This is a genomic window from Streptomyces sp. NPDC001848 (genome assembly GCF_042891915.1).
In the GTDB taxonomy this organism is placed as follows: domain Bacteria; phylum Actinomycetota; class Actinomycetes; order Streptomycetales; family Streptomycetaceae; genus Streptomyces.
Genome location: NZ_JBIATP010000003.1, coordinates 186,674 through 210,530 on the forward strand (window position 1 = coordinate 186,674; position 23,857 = coordinate 210,530).

A 23,857-nucleotide genomic window follows, 5' to 3' on the forward strand; every position below is an offset into this window, starting at 1 on the left:
GGCCGGTTCTCAGCTGTCGCCGATTGCGACGAGACCCTTTACCGGCTGCGACGACTCTCTGCCGACTGCGACGAGGCTCTCTACCGGCGCAGCTCCGGCGGCTCGTTGTCCAGTCCGAGATCGGCTTCGACGTCGTAGCCGACCGCGGCGGGACCCACCGTGGGATGCGCCATGTCGGCGCCCAGGTCGAAACCGGCGTCTTCCGCCGCGCGTTCCAGCTCTTCCTCCTCCCGGCGCCGGACGGCGTCCCGGTGGTGCTCGTTCATCCGTTGGACAAGACCCCGGACGCCGTGGTGGTGGCCCTCGGGGGCATCGGCTTCGCTCATGGCGCACATGGTCCACGGGGGCACGGCGTCCCTGCAACGGACCGCGGCGGGCGCGCGGTGAACTCTGCACGCTCAGGACAGGAGTGTGCAGTCCTGGACCACTCCTCCGGCCTGGATTCTGCGAGAAACTGAAGGAACGGACAGAGAGGGAGCACACGTGACCGACGAAGCGATGGGCGATGAGGTCTACCAGCCGGACGGCTCCGAAGTGCAGGACGACGCCGGGCTGCTGGACGCCTCGGACACCCTGGACTACCGGGGCGGCGACCAGGCTCTGGACGAGGGGTACTCTCCGCCGGAGCGGCCCTGGGGAGTGCAGCACACCGGCGTCACGGCGTCGGAGAGACAGCGCGGGGAGAGTCTCGACGAGCGCCTTGCCGAGGAGGTACCGGACATCGGTGTCCCGGACGGCGACGGTATCGGGGACACCTGGGACACGGACGGCGAGCTCATCGACGACGAGGTCGGCGATGTGCGCGCCGGACGGCTCGTCTCACCCGACGAGGGCATTCGCGAGAACAGCGAGTCCGACCTGGTCGCTTCCGACGTCGGGCTGGACGGCGCCGGGGCATCGGCCGAGGAGGCCGCGATGCACCTGATCGGCGACGACGACACCTACTGACGCGCGGCAGGCGCCAGGGCCGTCTGCTTGACGGGAGCGAAGACGCGCTGAGCCGCAACCGCGGCGCCGCCCCGGGCCCACTCCTCGAAGGGCAGCGGCCGGACCACGAGGTCGCAGTCCGCGGCGGCGCCGAAGGCGTGGTCTGCGAAGGTCTGCCGGATCTGGTCGGCGAACAGGTCGTAGGACGCCACGCCCTCACCGGAGATGATGATCCGTTCCGGGCCGATGAGGTTGGCGACCGAGGCCAGCGCCAGGCCCATGGCATGTCCGGCGCGGGCGAAGACGGCCCGGACGGCGGGGTCGCCGCCATGGGCGAGCCGGACCGCCTTGCCCATGGTCAGCTCCGGGTCGCCGGTGGCCTGGCGGGCCTGCTCGGTGATCGCGTGGGTGGAGGCGACCGCTTCGACGCAGCCGGTGTTGCCGCAGGTGCAGGTGCGGTCGGTGCCGCCCACCGGGAGGTGGCCGATCTCGCCCGCCACGCCGTGCGCCCCGGAGACCACCCGGCCGCCGATGGAGAGACCGGCGCCGATGCCGGCACCCACGGTGACCAGGGCGAACGACGACAGGCCGGCACCGGCGCCGAACCACTGCTCGGCCACGGTCAGGGCCCGGACGTCGTTCTCGATGACCGTCGGGGTGCCGGTGGCCGACTCGACCAGCTGAGCCAGCGGTACCCGGCGCCAGTTCAGGAAAGGCGAGTACTGCACGGTCCCGGTCTGGCCGTCCACGTCGCCGGAGATGGTGACGCCGACCCCGTGGAGCGCGTCGGCCCCCTCCACGCCCGCTTCGGCCCGTAGCCGGTCCACCAGCCGGGCGATCGCCAGCACCACGGTGCCCACGTCACGTGAGCCGAGAGCGGAGCGCTGAGAGGCCAGCGGCTGGGCCGTCAGATCGGCCAGTACGCCGATGACTTCGTCGCCCGTGACCTTCACGCCGGCGAACCGGGCGCGGCCGGGCCGTACGGCGAGCAGCGTGGCCGGACGGCCGCCGGCGCGCTCCCCGGTGGGCCGGCCGGCTTCGGCGATCCAGCCGTCGGCGATCAGGGGCGTGGCCACCTTGGTGATGGCCCCCGGCGTCAACCCGGTCCGCCGCCCGATGTCGGCGCGGCTCAGCGGGCCGTGCGCCAGCAGGGTCTGGAAGACCATCACGGCGGCGGGGGGCAGGTCGGCGAGGCTCACCTGGGCACCGTACATTTCCAAGGGAAACTAAAACAAGGCCAGATCTCCGCAGGGCGCACGGGCCCTGCGCCCACTGCCGGGGCAAGACATCAGACGAAGGCCAACTCCAGGCAGGGATTCCCTGGGGAAGTGCCGGACATGCCACTCCAGGAGACATCGGACTTCTGTGCGCCGACTATGTTGACGCTGGAAGGAAACCATGGCTACATTCGCCGCACTCCTCGTCGGAGCGGACGGGACGGGTCCGCACCGGGGAGGGGCGTGACCACACATTCCCCGTTGGTCCTCAGTGTTTCCCCCTCGGTGGCGCTCCGGGACGACCACCACCGAGGGAGCTCCCACCACCCCAGATCCCTCAGGCGGAAGACCGCTTGCGCTCGCGCCGAGACGGAGTACATCCATGGCTCGTCCAGCTCGACCCCCACGCCTCAGAACACTCGCCGGTGCCACGGCGCTCGCGGTGGCCCTCGCCGCGCCCACCGCATGGGCCGCGACGCCCTCATCCGCTTCCGGCACCCAGGCTTCCGGCGCCACGTCTGCCCCGGCCGTGGCCGCCAAGCCGTACATGGGTTACAGCACTTGGAGCCTCGAGTCCACCAACTTCCCCGGCTACGGCGGGGAGCAGTGGCTCACCGAGTCCCATGTGCTGCAACAGGCCGACGTCCTGGCCTCGAAACTGAAGTCCCACGGCTACGACTACGTCAACGTGGACGCCGGCTGGAACGTCGACAACGGCAAGAACGTCTCGGACGGCTACGCCCGTCCGACCGCCGACCTGAAGAAGTTCCCGCACGGCATGAAGTACGTCGGGGACTACCTGCACCGGAAGGGACTGAAGTTCGGTCTCTACCTGGCGGTCGGTCTCTACCAGGACTACTACAACGACGGCAGAACCCCGATCCACAACGCGCCGGGCTGCACCACCAAGGACATCGTCTACCCGGACCTGCGCAAGACCAGCGGCTGGGACAACGTCTCCTACCAGCTGAACTTCGCCAGCCCCTGCACCACCAAGTACATCCAGTCCATCGCCGACGAACTGGCCGGGTGGGGCGTGGACTTCCTCAAGATCGACGGAGTGGGCCCCGGTTCCTTCCAGGGCGACGAGGCGCACAACAACGTGCCCGACATCCAGGCGTGGCACACCGCTCTGCAGAACACCGGGCGCCCCATCCAGTTCATCCTGTCCTGGGCGCTCAGCCACAACAAGGCCGACGTCTGGAAGGCCAACTCCAACGGGTGGCGGGTCGACACGGACGTCGAGTGCTACTGCGACTCGCTGGTCACCTGGAACAACTCGGTCAAGCAGCGCTGGAACGACGTCGTGCAGTGGATACCCGACGCCGGTCCCGGCCACTGGAACAACCTCGACTCCCTCGACGTGGGCGTCGGTGCCATGGACGGCATCAACGACGTCGAGCGGCAGAGCTACATGACGCTGTGGGCCATCGAGTCCGCGCCGCTGTACATGGGTGACGACCTCACCAAGCTCGACTCCTACGGTCTGAAGCTGCTGACCAACGACGAGGTCATCGCGGTCGACCAGGCCGGCCACCCGGCCAGGCCGGTCAGCCAGAACACGCCGCAGCAGGTCTGGTACGCCCGCAACCCGGACGGCAGTTACACCGTGGCGCTGTTCAACCTCGGCAGTGGCTACGCGGACGTGACCGCGAACTGGAGCGACCTGGGCATCAGCGGCAAGGCCGCGGTCCGCGACCTGTGGAGCCACAAGAACCTCGGTTCGGTCGGCGGCTCCTTCACCGACAACCTGCCGCCGCACGGCTCCCGCCTGCTGCGCCTGACCCCGAGCAGCACCGGCAGCCACCCGGGCGTCCCGCTCGCCGTGCACGGCACCGCCTCCACCGCCACCAGCGTCTCGCTCGCCTGGGACGCGGTGAACTCCGGCACCACCACGACGGGTTACGACGTCTACGCGAACGGGGCGAAGGCCGCCACCGTCACGGGCACCTCCGCCACCGTGAGCGGTCTGAGCGCCGCCACCGGTTACGCCTTCACCGTGGTCGCCCACGATGCGAGCGGCCGCACCTCCGCACCGAGCAAGGCGGTGCCCGTCACCACGCCGGCGGCCGGCGGACCTGTCTCCTACGAGGCCGAGGCGGCGGGCAACACCCTCAGCGGCAACGCGAGCGTCGCGGACTGCTCCGAGTGCTCCGGCGGCAAGAAGGTCGGCAACCTCGGCTACAGCGGCTCGGTCGCCGTCAACAACGTGACCGTGCCCAGGGACGGCACCTACCTGATGAAGCTCGACTACACCGACGGCTCCTCCGGCCGCACGGTCGTCGTCACCGCCGGCGGGACGTCCTTCCAACTGCCGCTGCCGGGAACCAACGACAACATCTGGGGCCACCCGCAGTCGATCACCGTGCCGGTGCAGCTGAAGGCGGGCACCAACACGATCAGCTTCGGCAACCCCTCGGACTACGTGTCCGACGTGGACCGGATCACCCTCTGATCATTCCGTCCGTCGGTTTTCCGCCCGCCTGACCATGTAAGGAGAGTGCCGTGGTGGTCACATCACAGGGCAACCCCACGACGCCGGTCACACCGCCGTCCGCCGCGGTGGCCACCACGGCCGCCCGCCCGGGCGAGCCCCGCAAGATCCGCAAGCCGGGCCGCCACACGCCGACCAGGTCGGCGGCGGCCCGCCGCCGGGACCTGCCGGCCGCCCTGCTGCTGATCCTCCCCGCCGTGGCCGGCTTCGCGGTCTTCTTCGCGTATCCGACCCTGCGCGGCATCTACCTCAGCTTCACCGACTTCCACGTCCTCAGCCCGCCGAACTGGGTGGGGTCGGCCAACTTCCGGGAGATGTTCGGTGACGACGTCTTCTGGCACTCCCTGCTCGTCACCGTCTACTTCGTCGTCCTGTCCGTGTGCTTCGGCACCCTGATCTCCCTGGTGACGGCGGTGGTGCTGCACCGGGTGGCCCGGTCGTCGCTCCTGCGCGGCGTGATCCTGCTGCCGTTCCTGATCTCCAACGTCATCGCCGCCCTGGTCTGGCAGTGGATGCTCGACCCGCAACTCGGCGTCGTCAACATCGTGCTCAGGCACCTGACCGGCCACTCGATCCACTTCTTCGGCAGCGGAGGCTGGGCGATCCCCTCACTCGCTGCGATCAGCGTGTGGAAGTGGATGGGCTACTACGCTCTGCTGATCTTCGCCGGCCTGCAGACCATCCCGTCGACCATCTACGAGGCGGGCCGGGTCGACGGCGCGAGCGAGATGCAGATGTTCCGCCGGCTGACGGTGCCCCTGCTGCGGCCGATCCTCGTCATGGTGGTCGTCCTCACAGTGATCAACTCCTTCCAGGTGTTCGACATCGTCCAGGTCACCACCAGGGGCGGGCCGGCCAACGCCTCGAACGTGCTGCAGATGTACATCTACGACAAGGCCTTCCGGCAGTTCGACTTCGGTTACGCCGCCACCCTGTCGCTGGCCCTGTTCGCCCTGCTCATCACCGTCACCTTCACCCAGCTGCGGCTCGCCCGCGCGGGCGAGTCCGACCTGAACTGAAGGAGGCCGACGTGGCCGTCACCCTCGCACCCGGCCGGGCGGCCGTCCCGCGCCACCGTCCCCACCAGGACACCCGCAGGCTCACACCCGGCAGAATCGCCGCCTGGATCTACCTCGGCGTCATCGTCGTGGCCACCCTCTTCCCGTTCTACTGGATCCTGCGCACCGCGCTGTCGAACAACTACAAGCTGGCCACCGACCCCTCCTCCCCGCTGCCGGTCGGCTTCACCTGGGGCGCGTTCGAGCGGGCCCTCGGCATCGCCTCCACCGCCGAGGCCCAGGCGCAGGGCGGCTCCGGCGCCTCCCTCGACATCGCGCTGTACCTGCGCAACTCGCTGATCTACGCGTCCGTGCAGACGGCGCTGATCGTGCTGTTCTCCGCGTGCGCCGCATACGCCTTCTCCCGGCTGCACTGGCGCGGCCGCAACCTGGTGTTCAACGTCCTGATCAGCGCCCTGATGGTGCCCGGTGTGTTCACGCTGCTGCCCAACTTCGTCCTTGTGAAGGACCTCGGGCTGACCAACACCTTCGCCGGGCTGATCCTGCCCGGCGCGCTCTTCCAGGCGTTCACGCTGTTCTTCCTTCGGCAGTTCATGCTCGGCCTGAGCAGCGAGGTCGAGGAGGCCGCCATCATCGACGGCGCCGGACCGCTGCGGATCTTCTTCCGGATCATCCTGCCGATGTCGTCCGCGCCCCTCGCGACCGTGTCGCTGCTGATGTTCGTCAACGCCTGGAACGACTACTTCTGGCCCCTGCTGATCACCAACGGTCAAGACGTGCAGCCCCTGACCCTCGCGCTGGGGGTCTTCAAGCAGTCCTCGCCACAGGCCGCACCGGACTGGGCGGGCCTGATGGCCGCCGCGCTGATCGCGGCGCTGCCGATGCTGCTGCTCTTCATCGCCTTCGGCAAGCGCGTCGTCAACTCCATCGGCTTCTCCGGCCTCAAGTGACCGGCTCTCCACCTCGATCGGAAGGCACAGCCATGCACTCCACCGACCTGGTGCTGCGGTGGCCCGCGCCCGCGGCCGGGTGGTCCGAGGCCGCGCCCGTCGGCAACGGCCGGCTCGGCGCGATGGTCTTCGGCGGCGCCCACCGGGCCCGGATCCAGCTCAACGACTCCACCGTGTGGTCGGGCACCCCCGGCGGCCCGGCCGCCGCCCTCGCCGCGGTCCGTGCGGCCGGCGCCGGACCGCGGCGGCTCGAGGAGGTGCGCGCCGCGCTCCGCTCCGGCGACCAGGACCGGGCCGAGGCCCTGCTGATGGCCTTCGAGGGGCCCTACAGCCAGGAGTACCTGCCCTACGCCGACCTGTGGCTGACCGTGTCCGGCGGCGAGCGGGCCGCCTACCAGGGCCGGACCCTCAACCTCGACACGGCGGTCGCCGAGGAACGCTTCGTCCTCGACGGCACGGCGGTCCACCGCCGGGTCTGGGCCGACGCCGTGACGGGCACCGTCTGCACGACGATGGACGCGGCCGGCGGCACCGTGGATCTGCGCGTCGACCTGTCCACCCCGCTGCGGGAGGTTCACCGGTCGGCCTCGGTCCGCGGACTCCTGCTGGGTGTGGAGATACCGGTGGACGGCGCACCCGCCCACGAGCCCGATGTCGCCGAACCGCTGCGGTACGCCGACGGACCCGTCGACGGCTACGACCCGTTCGGCGCGCTCGCCCTCGCCCTGAGCACCGATGGCGAGGTGACCGTGGCGGACGGCACCCTGCTCGTCACCGGCGCCTCGCACGCCCTGGTCACCCTCGCCGGCTCCACCAACGCCGCCCGCCACTGGCACGGACAGCCCACCGCGGACCGCGCCACCCACCTTCAGACCGCGACCCGGACGGCCGCGGGCGCCGCCCTCCGGGGCGCCGATGGCCTGCTCAAGGCTCACGAAACCGACATCCGCGGCCTCCTCGGCGACACCGCCCTGCGCATCGGCGCCCGTCGCGGCGGCACCCACGACGTGGCGCGCGACATCCTCAGCGGGGACGACGAACTCCTCACCGCGACCGTGCTGTTCCAGCTCGGCCGGTATCTGCTGGCCACCGCCTCCCGCCCGCACACCGGTCCCCCGGCCAACCTCCAGGGCATCTGGAACGCCGACCTGCGCCCCGCCTGGTCGTCCAACTACACCATCAACATCAACACCCAGATGAACTACTGGGGTGCCGAAGCGGCGGGCCTCTCCCCCTGCCACGAGCCACTGTTCGACCTGCTCGACCGGCTCTCCGCCCAGGGCGCCGAGGTGGCGCGCGAGCTGTACGGCGCCCGCGGCTGGGTGGCACACCACAACACCGACATGTGGGGCTGGGCACTGCCGGTCGGCATGGGTCACGGCAACCCCTCGTGGGCGATCTGGATGATGGGCGGCGCCTGGCTGTCCCAGCACCTGTGGGACCACTGGGAGTTCACCCGCGACCTGGGCTTCCTCCGGGAGCGGGCGTGGCCGCTGCTCAGCGGCTGCGCCGAGTTCCTGCTCGACTGGCTGACCGACGACGGCACCGGGTACCTGGACACCCTCCCCTCGACCTCCCCCGAGAACCTCTTCCTGGACGCCGACGGCACCCCCAGGTCGCTGACCCGCTCCTCGGCGATGGACATGGCGCTGACCCGGGCCACCTTCGAGCGCGTCCTGAAAGCGGCCGAGATCCTCGGCGTGGACACCCCGCCGGCCGACGAGATCCGCGCCGCGCTGCCCAGGCTGCGCCCGCCGCGGATCTCCGCCGACGGCCGGCTCCAGGAGTGGGCCGAGGACCTGCCGGAGGCCGACCCGCACCACCGTCACCTCTCCTCCCTGGTCGCCGTGCATCCGCTGGGCCTCGTCGACCCCGACACCACGCCCGAACAGGCCGACGCGGCGCGGAAGGTGCTCGATCACCGCGGTCCCGGTGCCATGGGCTGGTCCTGGGCATGGAAGATCGCCCTGCGGGCCCGGCTGCGCGACGCCGGGGCCGCGCGCCGTCTGCTGCTGGAGGCGAGCCGCCCGCTCGACGGCGACCCCGGCACCGACGCCCCGGTGGACGGCTCCCAGTGGGGCGGGCTGCTGCCCAACCTCTTCTCCACCCATCCGCCCTTCCAGATCGACGGCAACTACGGCTTCATGGCCGCTCTCACCGAGATGGTGCTGCAGAGCCACACCGGCACCCTCCACCTGCTGCCCGCACTGCCCGCCGAGTGGCCGGACGGCGAGGCCACGGACCTGCGCTGCCGTGGCGGCCTAGCGGCCGACTTCGCCTGGAGCGGGGGCTCGCTGACCTCGGTCACGGTGCGCCGGCTCGCCGGCGACGACGCCGAGCCGGTCCGGGTCCGCCACCGGGACCGCCGTGTCGAGCTACGCGTCCCGGCCCGCACGCAGGTCACCCTCGACGCGGACCTGTGCCCGCGAGGGGAGCCGGTGCCGTGCTGACCGAGCAGGACCTGCCCGAACTCTTCTCCTACCGCAGCGCCTACCGGGAGCCCACCGACTTCGAGGTCTTCTGGAAGGACACCCTCGCCGAGGCCCGCGCCCGGCATGAGGCCGCGCTGGACCTGACGCCGGTGGCGACCGGACTGGAGACCGTGGACGTCTTCGACGCCGTCTTCCCGGGCTTCGACGGCCACCCGGTCCGCGGCTGGCTGCGCATGCCCCGCCGGCGGACCGGCCCGCTGCCCGCCGTCGTGCAGTTCCACGGCTACGGCAGCGGACGCGGCGCCCCCATCGACGACCTGCTGTGGGCCTCGGCCGGATACGCCCATCTGCTGGTGGACGCCCGCGGTCAGGGCGGCGCCTGGGCGGGCGGCGGCGGCACGCCCGACCCGGTCGGCAGCGGCCCCGCGTATCCAGGCTTCCTCACCCGGGGCATCCAGGACCGGACCACCTACGTCTACCGGCGGGTCTTCACCGACGCCGTCCGCGCGGTCGAGGCGCTGCGCGGCCGCACCGACCTGGTGGACCCCGCCAGGGTCGCCGTCGTCGGCCCCAGCCAGGGCGGCGGCATCGCACTCGCGGTCGCCGGACTCGTACCCGGTCTCGCGGCCGCGCACTTCCAGGCGCCGTTCCTGTGCGACATCCGGCAGGCCACCCGGCTCACCGACGCGCACCCCTATGCCGAGATCATCGGCTATCTGGCCGCCCGGCGGGACCTGGTCGAGCAGACCTTCGACACGCTGAGCTACTTCGACGGGCTCGCCTTCGCGCGCCGGGCCACGGCCCCGGCCTGGTTCTCCGCCGGGCTGCGCGACGAGGTGTGCCCGCCGGTCACGGCGATCGCCGCGTACCACGCCTACGGCGGACCCAAGCAGCTGCGGCTGTGGGAGTTCAACGGCCATGACGCCGGCGGTCCCGAGGACCTGGCCACCGCACTGAGCGCGTTCGGCGCGCTTCTGAAGACGTCGTCCCGTCCGCCAGGGGTGCCGTCCCCCGCCCCTGGGTCCTGAAGGAAAGAAGGAACGATGAGAAAAGTCATGGGCCTGCGCAAGGCCGTGGCGCTGGGCGCCACGGTCACCCTCGCCGCAGTCGTCTCCGCCTGCTCCTCCGGCTCCTCCTCAAGCGGCGGTGCCAAGACCGTCAACTGGTGGACCTGGGACGACAAGCAGGCCGCGGCATACCAGGTGTGCGCCACGGACTTCGAGAAGGCCCATCCCGGTGTCACGGTGAAGATCACCCAGTACAACGTGGCGGACTACTTCACCAAACTGACTGCCGGGTTCGTGGCCGGCAGCGCGCCCGACGCCTTCCAGAACAGCGTCCAGTTCTTCCAGGCGTACGCCTCCCAGCACCAGCTGATGCCGTTGGACGACTTCATCGCCAAGGACAAGTTCGACCTGTCCCGCTTCTCGGTCGGCGTGGACGCCTGGAAGTTCACCGACGGCAAGCAGTACGCGCTGCCACTGGACTGGGCGGCGACCGGCATCTACTACAACGCGGACGCGCTGGCCAAGGCCGGGTACAGCAAGAAGGACGTCGACTCGCTGAACTGGAACCCGGACGACGGCGGCACCCTGGGCAAGATGATCGCCCACCTGACGGTCGACGCCAAGGGACGCCGCGGCGACCAAACGGGCTTCGACAAGTCGCACGTCAAGACCTACGGCTACGGGCAGGTCGCGGCCAAGGACTTCATCGGCCAGACCACCTGGAGCCCGCTGGTGGACACCACGGGCTGGCGCCTGGGCGACAAGCCCACCTGGCCGTCGGTGTTCAACTACACCGACCCGCGGTTCGTGAAGACCATGGACTGGATCCGCTCGCTGACGGACAAGGGCTACGCACCGAAGATCGGTGACTTCGCCAACAGCGTCAGTGACGTGGACCTGCTGTCGTCCGGCAAGGTCGCCATGGAGAGCGCCGGTTCCTGGGAGGCGGCCACCTTCGTGAAGATCCCGAACCTGAAGGTCGGCATCGCACCCACCCCCTACGGCCCCGACGGCAAGACCCGGGCCGTGCTGAGCAACTCCAACGGCAACAACATCTGGGCCGGCACCAAGAACCCGGACCTGGCCTGGCAGTGGGTTTCGTACATGGGCTCCGAGTCCTGCCAGTCCAAGGCTTCGCAGACAGGTACATTCTTCCCGTCGATCCCAGCCGCCATGGACTCCTCGGCCAAGGCGCTGGCCGCCAAGGGTGTGGACCTGTCCGTCTTCACCGACATGATGAAGAACAAGATCCTCTACCCCTCCCCGGTCTACGGCAACGGCGCCGCCCTCCAGGACGCGCTGGAGCCGCTGTTCGAGGCGTACTTCGCCGGTCAGAAGGACGACTCCGTGTTCACGGACATGCGGGACAAGAGCAGGACGCTGCTCGCGAAGAACTGAACCACCGAAGGCAACCGGTTGTCCGGGCGCCGGACGCGGCCCCCGACCAGGGTCCGTCCGGCGGGCCGGATCCATGAAAGGACTCTGCATGCCTGACACCACCGCGCGGATCCTGGCCCTGCGCGCGGCCGGCACCTCACTCGTCGTGGAGCTCGCCGAGCCGGTGCCCAGAGTCCTGCACTGGGGAGCCGACCTCGGGGAGCTGCCGGAGGCCGGTCTGGCGGCGCTCGCCCTGACCGGCGAACCCGCCGTGCTGAACAACTCCATCGACATCCCGCGCCGCTTCACCGTCTGGCCCACCGAGGCGGACGGCTGGTCGGGAACCCCGGCCCACCAGGGCCATCTGGCCGGTACCACCGCCGCACCGCGGCTCGGCCTGGCCGGAACGTCGTACCGGCCGCAGGTCGAGGGCGGGGAGCTGTCCCTGGACCTGACCGACCCCGGAGCCGGACTCGACGTCACCGTCACCTACCGCCTGGAGCCCTCCGGTGTCCTCGGCGTGCAGACCCGGATCGGCCGCCGACCGGACGCCGCCCCGGAGCCGTACGACCTCGCGCAGGTCACCACGCTGCTGCCACTGCCCCGCCGGGCCGCGGAGATCCTGGACTTCACCGGCAAGTGGAGCCGGGAGCGCTCCCCGCAGCGCCGCCCGCTGGGCTTCGGCACCTACACCCGGGAGGTGCGACGGGGCAAACCCGGCCTGGACTCGCCGTACCTGGTGGCGGTCGGTGTGCCGGGGTTCGGTTTCCGCCGGGGCGAGGTGTGGGGCGTGCACCTCGCCTGGAGCGGTGACCAGCGGTACCTGGTGGAGCAGCTGCCGGAGGGCGCGGGCACCCATGCCGCGGTGCTCGGCGCCGGAGAGCTGCTGCGTCCCGGGGAGATCCGGCTCGCCCCCGGCGAGTCGTACACCACGCCCGTCTGCCACTTCACCTGGTCCGATCAGGGCCTCGACGGGCTCGCGGACCGTTTCCACACCCTGCTGCGGTCCCGGCCCACCCATCCGCGCACACCCCGCCCGCTGATCCTCAACAGCTGGGAGGCGGTGTACTTCGACCACGACCTGGACCGGCTGCTGCGGCTGGCCGACAAGGCCGCCGAGGTCGGTGTCGAGCGTTTCGTGCTCGACGACGGCTGGTTCCGCGGGCGCCGCTCGGACCACGCCGGGCTGGGCGACTGGACGGTGGACCCGGTGGTGTGGCCCGAGGGGCTGACGCCGCTGGTGGACCATGTGCGCTCGCTCGGCATGGAGTTCGGGCTGTGGGTCGAGCCGGAAATGGTCAATCTGGACTCCGACCTGGCCAGGGAACACCCCGACTGGGTGCTCGGCCCGGCGCGCGGCGTCGGCCCGTCCTCGCGGCACCAGCACGTCCTGGACCTGGCCAACCCTCAGGTGTGGGACTACCTGCTGAGTGCGCTGGACGCCCTGGTGGAGAAGTACGGCATCGCCTATCTGAAGTGGGACCACAACCGGGAGCTGCACGAGGCCGTCCACGGCCCCGCCGACCGCCCGGTCGCGCACGCCCAGGTCCTCGCGCTCTACCGGCTGATCGACGCCCTCAAGGAGCGCCACCCGGGGCTGGAGATCGAGAGCTGCGCCAGCGGTGGCGGCCGGGTGGACCTCGGCATCCTGGCCCGTTCCGACCGGGTGTGGGCCTCGGACTGCAACGATCCGGTGGAGCGTCAGGCCATCCAGCGGTGGACGGCGCAACTGCTGCCGCCGGAGCTGATCGGCGCCCACGTCGGCGCCGCCACCAGTCACACCACCGCCCGGGTCAGCTCCGACACCTTCCGGCTGACCACGGCCCTGTTCGGGCACGCCGGTATCGAACAGGACATCACCCGGTGCACCCCCGAAGAACTCGCCCGGCTCACCGCCTGGGCCGGGCTCTACCGCGAACTGCGGCCCCTGCTGCACGGCGGCCGCACGGTCCGCGCCGACCTCCCCGGTGACGCGACCCTGCTGCACGGGGTCGTGGCGCACGACGGTACGGCCGCGCTCTACTGCTGGGCCCGGGTGGCCACCTCCCCCGAAGGGCAGTCCGGGCGGGTCCGGTTGCCCGGACTTTCCGCCGAGGCCGACTACCGGGTACGGGTCCGCACCGAGCTGGGGCTGCCGTCCTTCCACCAGACCTCCGGCCCGGCGTGGCTGACCGCGGCGCTCGACGACTGGCTGACGCTGCCGGGTGCGGTGCTCACGGTGGCCGGACTGCCCATGCCGAACCTCAACCCGGACCAGGCGCTGCTGCTGGAGGTGCGGCGGGCCGACGGCTGAGGAACGGGCGTGCGGTCCGGGGGTGACGCCGGTGACAGGTCTGCCCCGTGCTCTCGACGTGGCGCCGCCCGCACGGCACAGTGCTGCTCGTACTCGTCAGTACGTTCATGCGTCAACACGCCGAGCACCGACAGGGAGCACCCGTGACCAGCTGGGTCGGCCGGACCGCCGCCGAGATAGCCGCCGCCGTACGGGAGAAGCGGGCCACCCCGCGGGAGGTGGTGGCCGAGCACCTCGCACGGATCGAGGAGCTGGACGGCCGCGTCGGCGCCTTCCGCCGGGTGCGCACGGAGGCGGCGCTCGCCGAGGCCGACGAGCTGGCGGCGCGCGCCGATCTGGCCGGCCTGCCACTGGCCGGCGTTCCCGTGGCGGTCAAGGACAATCTGGCGGTGCGCGGCGAGTCGACTCGCAACGGCTCGGCCGCCACCCCCGACGCACCCGCCGAGCAGGACCATGCCACGGTGGCCCGGCTGCGCGCGGCGGGCGCCGTGGTGGTCGGTCTGACCAACGTGCCGGAGCTGTGTGTCTTCGGTACCACGGAAGGGGTGCACGGGACCGCCCGCAACCCGTGGGACCTGACGCGCACGGCGGGCGGCTCCTCCGGCGGCAGCGCGGCGGCCGTGGCCGCCGGGATGGTGCCGATCGCGCTCGGCAACGACGGGATGGGGTCGCTGCGCATCCCGGCCGCCAACTGCGGCCTCGTCACCCTCAAGCCGGGGCACGGGACGGTCCCTGCGGGGATCGGCAACGGCGACTGGTTCGGGATGTCCGAGAACGGGCCGCTGGCGACGACGGTCGAGGACGCGCGGCTGATGTTCGACGTCCTGGCGGGGACAGGGGCGGATCGGGCGCCGGGGAGCGTGCCGCGAAGGATCGCGCTCTCCCTGCGCAGTCCCCTGCTCGGCGTGAACGTGAGCCGCCCGTACGCGGACGCGGCCCGCGCGGCGGCCGCACTGCTGGCCAGGGCGGGTCATGACGTGCGTCCGGACGAGCCGCCGTACCCCTGGTGGCTGGGCACGACGTCGCTGGCGCACTGGACGGCGGGTACGGCGGTCGACGCCGAGGGCCTCGACCGGCGGCGGCTGGCCCGGCGCACCCGGGTGCACGCGGCGGTGGGGCGGCGTTTCGTGGGGAACGTGCGGTCCGGTGACCGCCGCGAACAGCTGCGCCGACTCCTCGAACCGTTCTTCGCCACGCACGACGTGCTGCTCACCCCGACGCTCGCCCGCCGCGGCCCGGTCGCCGATGCCTGGCACGAGCGCGGCTGGCTGCGCAACGTGCTGGCCAACACCGCCTACTCCCCCATGACTCCGCCGTGGAACCTCACGGGTTGGCCCGCGATGTCGGTCCCGTTCGACACCCTCCCGAGCGGCGCGCCCTGCGCGGTGCAACTGGTGGGACGGCCGGGCTCGGAGCGCGAACTCCTCGCGGTGGCAAGCCATTTGGAGTCCCTGCGGCCCTGGCGGCGCACCGCACCGCTGAGCCGGGGTGCCGCCCCACGCTCCGAGCCGGCCGGTTGACCACCCTGCTTGCTGGTGGGCTTACCGGTTGGACTTCGCGACGCTGATGTCACCGAGCGCCGACTCCGGGTCCCGCTCGATGGCCAGGTCGCCGAGGGACACGATGCCCACGGGCTCCCCGTTCTCGACGACCGGGACACGGCGCACGGAGTGCTCGCGCATCAGGCGTACCGCGCGGTCCAGTTCGTCCTCGGGGCTGACGGTGACCAGGTCGCCGCTGCACGCGCGATCCACCGTGGTCTCCCGCGGGTCCGCCCCCTCCGCGACCGTGCGCACCACCAGGTCGCGGTCGCTGACCAGCCCACGCAGCCGGTCGCCCTCCGTCACGAGGACCGCGCCGATGTTCTGGTCGCGCATCACCTGGGCCACGGTTGCCACCGGGGTCCGCGGTTCCACCGTCACGGGTGCGGCGGTCATGATGTCGCGTACGTGCTGGGCCATCATGTCTCCCTTCGCGCATCGCTGCGGTGCCGGTCACCGCGCTCGGCCGCCGGGTACCCGGCGAACCCGACGCCTCACCCGGTCGTTCCCACCGCTGCGCGCAGGGTGTTGTCGCGCGTTGTGGCTCGTGGGACGTGAGGCCGTTTCCCCGGGCCGTCGCTGGGGACTCGGTCAGCAAGCGCCGTGAGACCCCGGCGAGACGGGGACCGGCGCTCGAGGATGCAGAGAGAAGATGAACTGTCGTGACCGCACAGCCAAGTGAGAAGCCCGTGGTCCGTCCGCCTGAAACCGGCTGGGCGAAGGCCCGCCGCCCGCGCGAGAACGGCCTGCGCACCTGTGTCCCGGCCGTCGACGACGGGAAGCGGCCCTGGCCGCGCCGCGGCCCGGAGGAGAACATCGTCCGGGGCGAGGACTGAGGGCCGGGGGAACGGCCGGGACGAGGGAAACGGCCGGGTCATTTGGCTGCCCTGTACACGCTTCACCGAGGAGGGCGTGGGTACCCAGGCGGGGCAAGCGAACGCGAGCGCGCGGCGCTTCCTCCACGGGCGCCGGAGGGCGTCCCCCTCCGCGACCCGTCGCCGCGTGGACGACACGCCCGGAAGGCGGCAACCACATGAGCGAGAACCCGGTCAAAGGGATGAAGGACAAGGTGGTCGACGCGCTACGGGGCGACGGGCGGACGGACGGCGCCATCCCTGGCAGGCCCGGAGCCGAACCGCCCGAGGTGGCGGAGCCGACCGAGCCGAGGCCGCCGCTGCCGCCCAAGCCCGACCAGACGACCCCGGCGGCGGTCAGCCCGACCGGCCGCCCCACGGACGCGGACACGACGGCGCGGGCCCAGGGCGGTCCCTACCTCACGACCGCGCAGGGCAACCGCCTCCACGACACGGACCACTCCCTGAAGGCCGGTGCGCGCGGGCCCGTCCTGCTTCAGGACCACCATCTGCGTGAGAAGATCACCCACTTCGACCACGAGCGCATCCCCGAGCGGGTCGTCCACGCCCGCGGTGCCGCCGCGCACGGGGTGTTCCAGAGCTACGGCACGGCCGCGAACGTCACCAAGGCGGCCTTCCTGCAGCGGGACGTGGAGACACCGGTGTTCGTCCGGTTCTCCACGGTGCTCGGCTCCCGTGGGTCGGCCGACACCGTGCGCGACACCCGGGGTTTCGCGACCAAGTTCTACACCGGTGAGGGCGTCTTCGACCTGGTCGGCAACAACATCCCGGTGTTCTTCATCCAGGACGCGATCAAGTTCCCGGACGTGGTCCACGCCGCGAAGCCGCACCCCGACCGGGAGATCCCGCAGGCGCAGAGCGCGCACGACACGTTCTGGGACTTCGTCACCCTGCACACCGAGGCCACGTTCCACACGATGTGGAACATGTCCGACCGGGGCATTCCCCGTTCGTTCCGGATGATGGAGGGCTTCGGTGTCCACACCTTCCGGCTGGTCGATGCGGAGGGCGCCACCACGCTGGTGAAGTTCCACTGGAAGCCGAAGCTCGGCGTGCACTCCCTGGTGTGGGAGGAGGCCCAGCTCATCGGCGGAACGGACCCGGACTTCCACCGGCGCGACCTGGCCGACGCGATCGAGGCGGGCGCGTATCCCCAGTGGGAGCTGGGCATCCAGACCTTCCCCGACACCCCCGAACAGACCTTCGAGGGCATCGATCTGCTGGATCCCACGAACATCGTCCCCGAGGAACTGGCACCGGTGCAGCCCGTCGGCCTGCTCACGCTGAACGCCAACCCGTCGAACTTCTTCGCCGAGACCGAGCAGGTCGCCTTCCACCCCGGCCACCTCGTGCCCGGCATCGACATCACCGACGACCCGCTGCTGGCCGGCCGCCTCTTCTCCTACCTGGACACCCAGATCACCCGCCTGGGCGGACCGAACTTCGCGCAGATCCCGGTGAACCGCCCGCACGCCCCGGTGAACGACATGCTGCGCGACGGCATGCACCAGACCGCCGTGCACACGGGGGTGGCCCCCTACCGGCCCAACTCCCTCGACGGCGGCTGCCCGTTCACGGCGGGCGCGGGCGACCACGCGTACGTCGAGACCCCGGTGCGGATCCCCGAGGCGACGAAGACCCGTACGTCCCCGGCGTCCTTCGCGGACCACTTCACGCAGCCGAGGATGTTCTGGCTGAGCCTGAGCCCGGTGGAGCGGGAACACCTGGTCGCCGCCTACACCTTCGAGCTCGGCAAATGCTACGAACAGGCCGTCAAGGAACGAGGGCTGCGGGTCCTCGCCAACATCGACCCCGAGCTGTGCGAACAGGTCGCCGCCGGCCTCGGTCTGCCCGCGCCCGAGGCCACCGTGCCGATCGTCGCCCTCGACCCCAGTCCCGCCCTGTCGCAGGTCGGCGACGTCTGGCCGCTGGACGGGCGCGTCATCGGCGTCGTCACCGACGGCAGCACCGACCTGGAAGGTCTGCGCACGGTGCGGGACGCGGTGTTCAGCGCGGGCATGGTGCCACTGATCATCGCTCCCACCGGCGGGAAGCTCGACCCGGAGGGCGAGCCCGTCACCGTCCAGCGCAGCTTCACCACCGCCCGGTCCGTCGAGTACGACGCCGTGCTGCTGGCCGGCGCCCCGGCACCCGCCCCCGACGCGTACGGCTCGCGCGACGCGAAGGCCGGGGAGCCCGGAGCCGACAGCAGCGTCGATCCCCGGGTGCTGCTGATGCTGGCGGAGGCCTTCCGGCACGGCAAGGCGATCGGTGGCTGGGCCGGCGCCGAGGCCGCGCTTCGGGCGGCCGGTGTGCCCACGGACGCTCCGGGAGTGGTGACGGCCGAGACCGGTTCCGGCGCGCTGGAGCAGATCAGCGGGCTGCTGACCAAGCACCGCGTCTGGGAGCGGTTCGCCTCCCGGGTGTGACCGCCGTGGGCCGCCACGTCGGTGTGTCGAACCCGGCGCCCCGGGGACTCGGACCGGGAGCCCGGTCCCCGACGGGACCGGTGCCGATTCCGGCATGCGGTACGACCGGAGGAGCAGAGCATGCGAGCACTGACCTGGCAGGGCCGACGCGACGTGCGCGTGGAGACCGTCCCCGACCCCAGGATCGACAAGCCCGACGACATCATCGTCAGGGTCACCTCAAGCGGGATCTGCGGTTCCGACCTCCACCTGTACGAGCTCTTCGGCCCCTACATCGACCCGGGCGACGTCCTGGGCCACGAACCCATGGGCATCGTCGAGGAGGTCGGACCGCAGGTCCGCACGCTCAAACCAGGTGACCGCGTGGTCATCCCGTTCAACATCTCGTGCCGTGACTGTTTCATGTGCAACCAGGGCCTGCACTCGCAGTGCGAGACGACCCAGGTCCGGGAGCGCGGCACCGGCGCCGCCCTGTTCGGCTACACCAAGCTGTACGGACAGGTGCCGGGCGGGCAGGCGGAATTCATGCGGGTGCCGTTCGGCGACAAGCTGCCCATCAAGGTGCCCGAGGGGCCGCCGGACGACCGGTACGTGTACCTGTCCGACGTGCTGCCGACCGCCTGGCAGGCGGTGGCGTACGCGGCGGTGCCCGAGGGGGGCAGCGTGGCCGTCCTGGGCCTCGGGCCCATCGGCGACATGTGCACCCGGATCGCCCGGCACCGGGGCGCCGGTCTGGTCATCGGCGTGGACCTGGTGGACGAGCGGCTGGAGCGCGCCGCGGCGCACGGGGTCACCTGCTTCGACCTGCGCCGGCACAGCGGCAAGGACCTGACCGAGGCCGTTCGGGAGCTGACCGGCGGGCGGGGACCGGACTCCGTGATCGACGCCGTGGGCATGGAGGCGCACGGCGCGCCGTTCGCCAAGGCCGCGCAGTGGCTGACCGGTCATCTGCCCGACGCGGTGGCGCAGCCGCTGATGGAGCACGCCGGGGTGGACCGGCTGGGGGCCCTGCACACGGCCATCGACCTGGTACGCCGCGGCGGCACCCTCTCCATCTCCGGTGTGTACGGCGGGGCCGCGAGCCCCATGCCCCTGCTGACCATGTTCGACAAGCAGGTCCAGGTGCGCATGGGCCAGGCGAACGTCTGGAACTGGGTGGACGACATCCTGCCCCTGCTCACGGACGAGGACCCGCTGGGCGTGGACGGATTCAAGACGCACGCCATGCCGCTCGAGGACGGCCCCAAGGCCTACGCGATGTTCCAGGCCAAGGAGGACGGCATGGTCAAGACCCTGCTCAAGCCATGACCGTCCTGAGGACCGAGAACCGAGGACTGAGGACCGAGCCCGAGGTGACATACCCATGCCGACGAAGGAACTGTCGACCGAGGACCGGCGTGACATCGCCGAGCGGCTGACCGCCGAGGCGGACGCGCTGCGCGTGGAGCTCGCGGCGGCCGAGGCACAGATGTCCGCCCTGTCCGCCGACTGCGACCTGGACGCGGGCGACGCGAGCGCGAAGGCGACCGCCCTCGAGGCCCTGCGCACGGACACCGCGCGCGCCCGGACGCTGCTGGACCGGATCCTCACCACGCTGTCCCGGGTGGGGGCGCCCGGCTTCGGCCGCTGTGCCTCCTGCGGTGGCGAGATCGGCCGCGACCGTCTGCTGGCGGTACCGCACACGGACCGCTGCATCAGCTGTGCACGGACGGGGGCGGACGGCGGGGCGTGAACCCGGCGTCCGCCCGATGCCCGTGGGCCGCGCTCCGATGCCCGTGGGCCGACGCGGGGGCGGGCCGACGTCGTGGATGGGCGGGCGGTCGAAGGCGTGGATGGGCGTGGCTGGGCGTCTCAGACGTCCCGCTGCTCCAGCGGCCGTGTGGCCGGGCCCTGCAGGACGCGTCCGTCGACGTCGAAGCGCGAACCGTGGCAGGGGCACTCCCACGCCCGCTCGGCCCGGTTGAAGGCGACGAGGCAGCCCAGGTGGGTGCAGCGCGCCGACACCGCGTGCAGCTGCCCCGAGTCGTCCCGGGACACCGCGCACACATGGCCGCCGACGCGCATCACCGCGCCGTCGCCCGGGGCGACGTCGTCGACCGAACCGCCCTCCAGGAACGGCGCCAGCCGGTCACCCACGAAGTGCTGGGCGACTTTCGCCTGGTACTTGAGGAAGGCGGGCGCCTCCCGCAGGACGGTGCCGACCCGGCGCGGGTCGTACAACCCCGTCCAGGGCGGCTCCCGCCCGTCGATCAGCGCGGACAGCAGGAGCCCCGCCATGACACCGCCGCTCAGGCCCCAGCCGCCGAAGCCCGTGGCGACGTAGGTGTGGCGGCTCGCCGCGTGCAGGGGGCCGACGAGCGGCACGGTGTCCGATGAGTCGTTGTCCTGAGTGGCCCAGCGGTGCCGGAACTCCAGTGGCCCGAAGTGCGCGGTCGCCCAGTCCGCCAGCCGGGTGAGGTGTTCCCCGGTGTCGGAGGTGCCCGGGGTGAAGTGCTCGCCGGTGACGATCAGCAGACGCGTGCCGTCCCGGTACGGAGCGGTGCGTACCGACCGCGTGTTCTCCTCGGGGGTGATGTACATGCCCTGCGGCGCGCGTCCGGCGTCGATCGGGGCCGTCAGCACGACCTCGCGGCGCGGGGAGAGCCGGGCGAAGAGCAGCGCGCGGTCGAAGATCGGGTAGTGGGTGGCGACCACGACGTCCCGTGCGGTGACCGTGTGCCCGGCCTCGGTGGTCAGACGGCAGGGTTCGCCTTCGTGCAGCCCGACCACACGGGTGTGCTCGTACAGCTGTCCGCCGCCGCGCTCCAGAGCCTCGGCAAGTGCGAGGAGATACTTGCGCGGATGGAACTGCACCTGGTCGGCGACCCCGACCGCGCCCGCCACGGGAAAGGGAAGGTCCGTGTCGGTGACGAACTCGGCCGGCAGTCCGGCCTCGCGCGCGGCCTCCGCCTCGGCGCGCAGCTCGGAGGCACGGTCGTCCGTCGCGTAGGTGAACGCCGGTGCGGTCTCCCACTCGCAGTCGATGCCGAGCTCGTCCACCAGTTCGGCGGCGCGGCCGATGGCCTCCAGCTGGGACCGGCCGTACAGCCGCGCGCCGTCCTCGCCCCGGGTGCGGCGCAGCCGCTGGTAGACGAGGGAGTGCAGCGCGGTGAGCTTGGCGGTCGTGTGCCCGGTGACGCCCTCGGCGAGGCGGTCGGCCTCCAGCACCGCCACGCTGCGGCCGCCGCGTGCCACCTCCCAGGCGGTGCTCAGGCCCGCCATCCCGCCCCCGACGACGGCCACGTCGACGGTGATGTCCTCGCTGAGGGCCGGCCGGGGAACTCCGGGCGCCGTTTCGATCCAGTACGACGTCTGCGTGCCGGTGTGATCACTCATGGCGCACCGAGTTCCCCGGGGCGGGCCGTCGAAGCGCGGGCGGGTCAGGGCAGCGGTGTGCCGCCCGTGGCGTTGACGATCTCGGCGGTGATGTAGCTCGCGTGCTGCGAGGCGAGGAAGACGTACGCCGGAGCGATCTCGGCCGGCTGGGCGGGCCTGCCCAGGGGTGCCTGCTTGCCGAACTCGGTGGTGTCCGGGAGCGTGGCCGGGATCAGCGGGGTCCACACGGGCCCGGGGGCCACCGCGTTCACCCGGACGCCGTCGGCGGCGACCATCTGCGCCAGGCCCTGGGTGAAGGTGACGATGGCACCCTTGGTCGTGGCGTAGTCGAGCAGGTGCGGACTGGGCTTGTACGCCTGTACCGAGGTGGTGTTGATGATCGACCCGCCGGGCGGGATGTGCGGCAGTGCCTTCTTGCACAGCCAGAACATGCCGTACAGGTTCGTCCGCATCACCCGGTCGAACTGCTCGGTGCTGATGGCCTGGATGCCGTCGGACTGGGCCATCTGGTACGCGGCGTTGTTGACCAGGATGTCGATGCGCCCGAACTCGGAGAGGGCCCGTTCGATCAGCCGGTCGCACTGCTCCTCGTCACGGATGTCGCAGGACACCGGGACCGCCTTGCGGCCCGCGTCCTCGATCAGGCGCGCCGTCTCGCGGGCCTCGCCGCTCTCCTGCTCCAGATGGGTGAACAGGACGTCGGCTCCCTCCCGCGCGTAGGCGAGTGCGACGGCGCGCCCGATCCCGGAGTCGCCACCGGTGATGACGGCCTTCCGGTCCGCGAGGAGGTCGCTGCCGCGGTACGACTCCTCCCCGTGGTCCGGCGGCGGGTCCATCGGGCCGGTCCAGCCCGGGTGCGGCTGGTCCTGCTGGGGGAACTCCGGCTGGGGGTGCTGCTGTCCGGGGTGCTGAGGTGCGTCGTCGTTCGCGTTCACGGTGCGCCGAGTCCCCCTCCGGACGGGATCGACACATGCGCCGTGGGAAGCGCCCTTACAACGCCCGGTACATGACGTGCAACCCGACCCTCCCGAACCGGGGATGGTCGTACGCGTCCGGGATGGTGCCCACGATCGTGAACCCGAGGGACGTCCACAGCGCCACCGCGGGGTTGGTCTCGACGACCGCGTTGAAGACCATGCCCCGGTAGCCCTGGGACTTCGCCGCGGCCAGGATGTACTCGGCGAGAGCGCGGCCGATGCCCTGTCCGGCGCGATCGGGGTCCACCATGAAGCCCGCGTTGGCGATACCGGCCGCGGGACCGCCGTAGTTGGGCGTCACATAGGCCGAGCCGACTACCGCTCCGGTGTCGTCCTCGGCGACGTACACACGTTTGGCCGACGCCATCCACAGGGCGCGGCCCGCTTCCTCGGTGGTGTCGGGGTCCCAGGTGTAGGTCTCCCCGGCGGCGACGATCCGGTGCCAGAACGGCCAGATGCGCGGCCAGTCGTCGGCCGCGGCTTCTCTGATCAGCATGGGCGCGAGTCTGGCACGCCCATGCCGTCAGCGAGCACGACGGTCAGTCCACACTCGGCAGGATGTGCGGCTCGGCGAGGTCGTCCTCGTAGCCGGCCAGCCGGATGGGGGCGGAACGGGCCCACACGTCCAGGCTGCCGAGCTTCTTCTCGGTACGACGGGCCCCGCGCTCCACGCGTTCCTTGGGGCACTGTTCGTGATGCGTCTTCTCCGGTGTCACCGCGCACTCCTTATGTGTCGGGTAACCCTCAGGACGTTCCGGTCCAGTGTGCCGCTGTGCCTCGACGTCCGGTCGGGTATGAGTCAAAAAGGTCGGACGCGGTGGCGCCGGCAACTCGTGCGGGAGCAGGCCGTGATGACCGGCCTGCCCCGGGACGGACCGTGGGTGTGGGTAGGACCCCAATGGCTGTCCGTACACCTCAGGTTAACCAAATGAGCGCGCTCCCGC

General features: G+C 71.4%; 20 protein-coding genes. 13 read left to right on the forward strand and 7 right to left on the reverse strand.

Going from position 1 to position 23,857, the window contains the following annotated elements:
- Positions 1 to 80: 80 nt before the first annotated feature.
- Entirely contained in the window at positions 81 to 326 is a 246-nt protein-coding gene (locus ACFYZJ_RS07055; protein ID WP_388563726.1) for a hypothetical protein, read from the reverse strand.
- A 172-nt stretch (positions 327 to 498) separates the two neighbouring features.
- Here ACFYZJ_RS07055 and ACFYZJ_RS07060 point away from each other — a divergent pair, with 172 nt between their 5' ends.
- Entirely contained in the window at positions 499 to 948 is a 450-nt protein-coding gene (locus tag ACFYZJ_RS07060; protein WP_388564527.1) for a DUF5709 domain-containing protein, read from the forward strand.
- Here the strand turns inward: ACFYZJ_RS07060 and ACFYZJ_RS07065 are convergent.
- Complete coding sequence (locus ACFYZJ_RS07065; RefSeq protein WP_388563728.1) at positions 942 to 2,126, reverse strand: ROK family protein; 1,185 nt, start codon at positions 2,124 to 2,126, stop codon at positions 942 to 944. The two genes, ACFYZJ_RS07060 and ACFYZJ_RS07065, sit on opposite strands and share 7 nt — an antisense overlap.
- A 400-nt stretch (positions 2,127 to 2,526) precedes the next feature.
- Between ACFYZJ_RS07065 and ACFYZJ_RS07070 the strand changes: the two genes are divergently transcribed.
- The 8 genes from ACFYZJ_RS07070 to ACFYZJ_RS07105 all read left to right on the forward strand — a co-directional run bounded on the left by ACFYZJ_RS07070 (position 2,527) and on the right by ACFYZJ_RS07105 (position 15,236).
- Positions 2,527 to 4,599, forward strand: a complete 2,073-nt coding sequence (locus ACFYZJ_RS07070; RefSeq protein ID WP_388563730.1) for a fibronectin type III domain-containing protein — start codon at positions 2,527 to 2,529, stop codon at positions 4,597 to 4,599.
- Between the two features lie 50 nt (positions 4,600 to 4,649).
- Entirely contained in the window at positions 4,650 to 5,657 is a 1,008-nt protein-coding gene (locus ACFYZJ_RS07075) for a carbohydrate ABC transporter permease (protein ID WP_388563732.1), read from the forward strand.
- Positions 5,658 to 5,668: 11 nt separating this feature from the next.
- On the forward strand, positions 5,669 to 6,607 hold the full coding sequence (locus tag ACFYZJ_RS07080; protein ID WP_388563734.1) for a carbohydrate ABC transporter permease: 939 nt from the start codon (positions 5,669 to 5,671) through the stop codon (positions 6,605 to 6,607).
- Between the two features lie 32 nt (positions 6,608 to 6,639).
- On the forward strand, positions 6,640 to 9,057 hold the full coding sequence (locus ACFYZJ_RS07085; RefSeq protein WP_388563736.1) for a glycoside hydrolase N-terminal domain-containing protein: 2,418 nt from the start codon (positions 6,640 to 6,642) through the stop codon (positions 9,055 to 9,057).
- A complete protein-coding gene (locus ACFYZJ_RS07090; protein ID WP_388563738.1) occupies positions 9,051 to 10,067 on the forward strand; it encodes an acetylxylan esterase in 1,017 nt (338 codons plus the stop codon). Before ACFYZJ_RS07085 ends, ACFYZJ_RS07090 begins: the two co-directional genes overlap by 7 nt.
- 15 nt (positions 10,068 to 10,082) lie before the next feature.
- Complete coding sequence (locus tag ACFYZJ_RS07095; protein ID WP_388563740.1) at positions 10,083 to 11,444, forward strand: ABC transporter substrate-binding protein; 1,362 nt, start codon at positions 10,083 to 10,085, stop codon at positions 11,442 to 11,444.
- Positions 11,445 to 11,532: 88 nt separating this feature from the next.
- Entirely contained in the window at positions 11,533 to 13,716 is a 2,184-nt protein-coding gene (locus ACFYZJ_RS07100) for an alpha-galactosidase (RefSeq protein WP_388563742.1), read from the forward strand.
- 143 nt (positions 13,717 to 13,859) lie between these two features.
- Positions 13,860 to 15,236, forward strand: coding sequence for an amidase (locus ACFYZJ_RS07105; protein ID WP_388563744.1), 1,377 nt, complete (start codon positions 13,860 to 13,862; stop codon positions 15,234 to 15,236).
- A gap of 21 nt (positions 15,237 to 15,257) precedes the next feature.
- Here the strand turns inward: ACFYZJ_RS07105 and ACFYZJ_RS07110 are convergent, their stop codons facing one another.
- The gene (locus ACFYZJ_RS07110; protein ID WP_388564528.1) at positions 15,258 to 15,677 is read right to left on the reverse strand and encodes a CBS domain-containing protein; all 420 of its coding nucleotides are present in this window, start codon (positions 15,675 to 15,677) and stop codon (positions 15,258 to 15,260) included.
- Positions 15,678 to 15,919: 242 nt separating this feature from the next.
- On the opposite strand from ACFYZJ_RS07110, the gene ACFYZJ_RS07115 reads away from it, so the two are divergent.
- The 4 genes from ACFYZJ_RS07115 (at position 15,920) to ACFYZJ_RS07130 (ending at position 20,293) form a co-directional block, all read left to right on the forward strand.
- On the forward strand, positions 15,920 to 16,093 hold the full coding sequence (locus ACFYZJ_RS07115; RefSeq protein ID WP_388563746.1) for a hypothetical protein: 174 nt from the start codon (positions 15,920 to 15,922) through the stop codon (positions 16,091 to 16,093).
- A 197-nt stretch (positions 16,094 to 16,290) separates the two neighbouring features.
- Positions 16,291 to 18,561, forward strand: coding sequence for a catalase (locus ACFYZJ_RS07120; RefSeq protein ID WP_388563748.1), 2,271 nt, complete (start codon positions 16,291 to 16,293; stop codon positions 18,559 to 18,561).
- Between the two features lie 120 nt (positions 18,562 to 18,681).
- Positions 18,682 to 19,869 (forward strand): alcohol dehydrogenase catalytic domain-containing protein, encoded by a 1,188-nt coding sequence (locus tag ACFYZJ_RS07125; protein WP_388563750.1) that lies wholly within the window; start codon positions 18,682 to 18,684, stop codon positions 19,867 to 19,869.
- A 55-nt stretch (positions 19,870 to 19,924) separates the two neighbouring features.
- A complete protein-coding gene (locus tag ACFYZJ_RS07130; RefSeq protein WP_388563752.1) occupies positions 19,925 to 20,293 on the forward strand; it encodes a TraR/DksA family transcriptional regulator in 369 nt (122 codons plus the stop codon).
- Positions 20,294 to 20,412: 119 nt separating this feature from the next.
- On the opposite strand, the gene ACFYZJ_RS07135 is transcribed toward ACFYZJ_RS07130, so the two are convergent.
- Genes ACFYZJ_RS07135 through ACFYZJ_RS07150 form a run of 4 tightly spaced genes read right to left on the reverse strand, consistent with a single transcriptional unit; the run spans position 20,413 to position 23,629 of the window.
- Complete coding sequence (locus ACFYZJ_RS07135; RefSeq protein WP_388563754.1) at positions 20,413 to 21,936, reverse strand: FAD-dependent oxidoreductase; 1,524 nt, start codon at positions 21,934 to 21,936, stop codon at positions 20,413 to 20,415.
- A gap of 44 nt (positions 21,937 to 21,980) precedes the next feature.
- On the reverse strand, positions 21,981 to 22,871 hold the full coding sequence (locus ACFYZJ_RS07140; protein ID WP_388563756.1) for an SDR family oxidoreductase: 891 nt from the start codon (positions 22,869 to 22,871) through the stop codon (positions 21,981 to 21,983).
- 55 nt (positions 22,872 to 22,926) lie between these two features.
- Positions 22,927 to 23,409 carry a GNAT family N-acetyltransferase gene (locus ACFYZJ_RS07145; RefSeq protein WP_388563758.1) on the reverse strand — a complete coding sequence of 161 codons (483 nt, stop codon included), beginning with the start codon at positions 23,407 to 23,409 and terminating at the stop codon, positions 22,927 to 22,929.
- A 43-nt stretch (positions 23,410 to 23,452) separates the two neighbouring features.
- A complete protein-coding gene (locus tag ACFYZJ_RS07150; RefSeq protein WP_388563760.1) occupies positions 23,453 to 23,629 on the reverse strand; it encodes a hypothetical protein in 177 nt (58 codons plus the stop codon).
- Positions 23,630 to 23,857 lie beyond the last annotated feature (228 nt).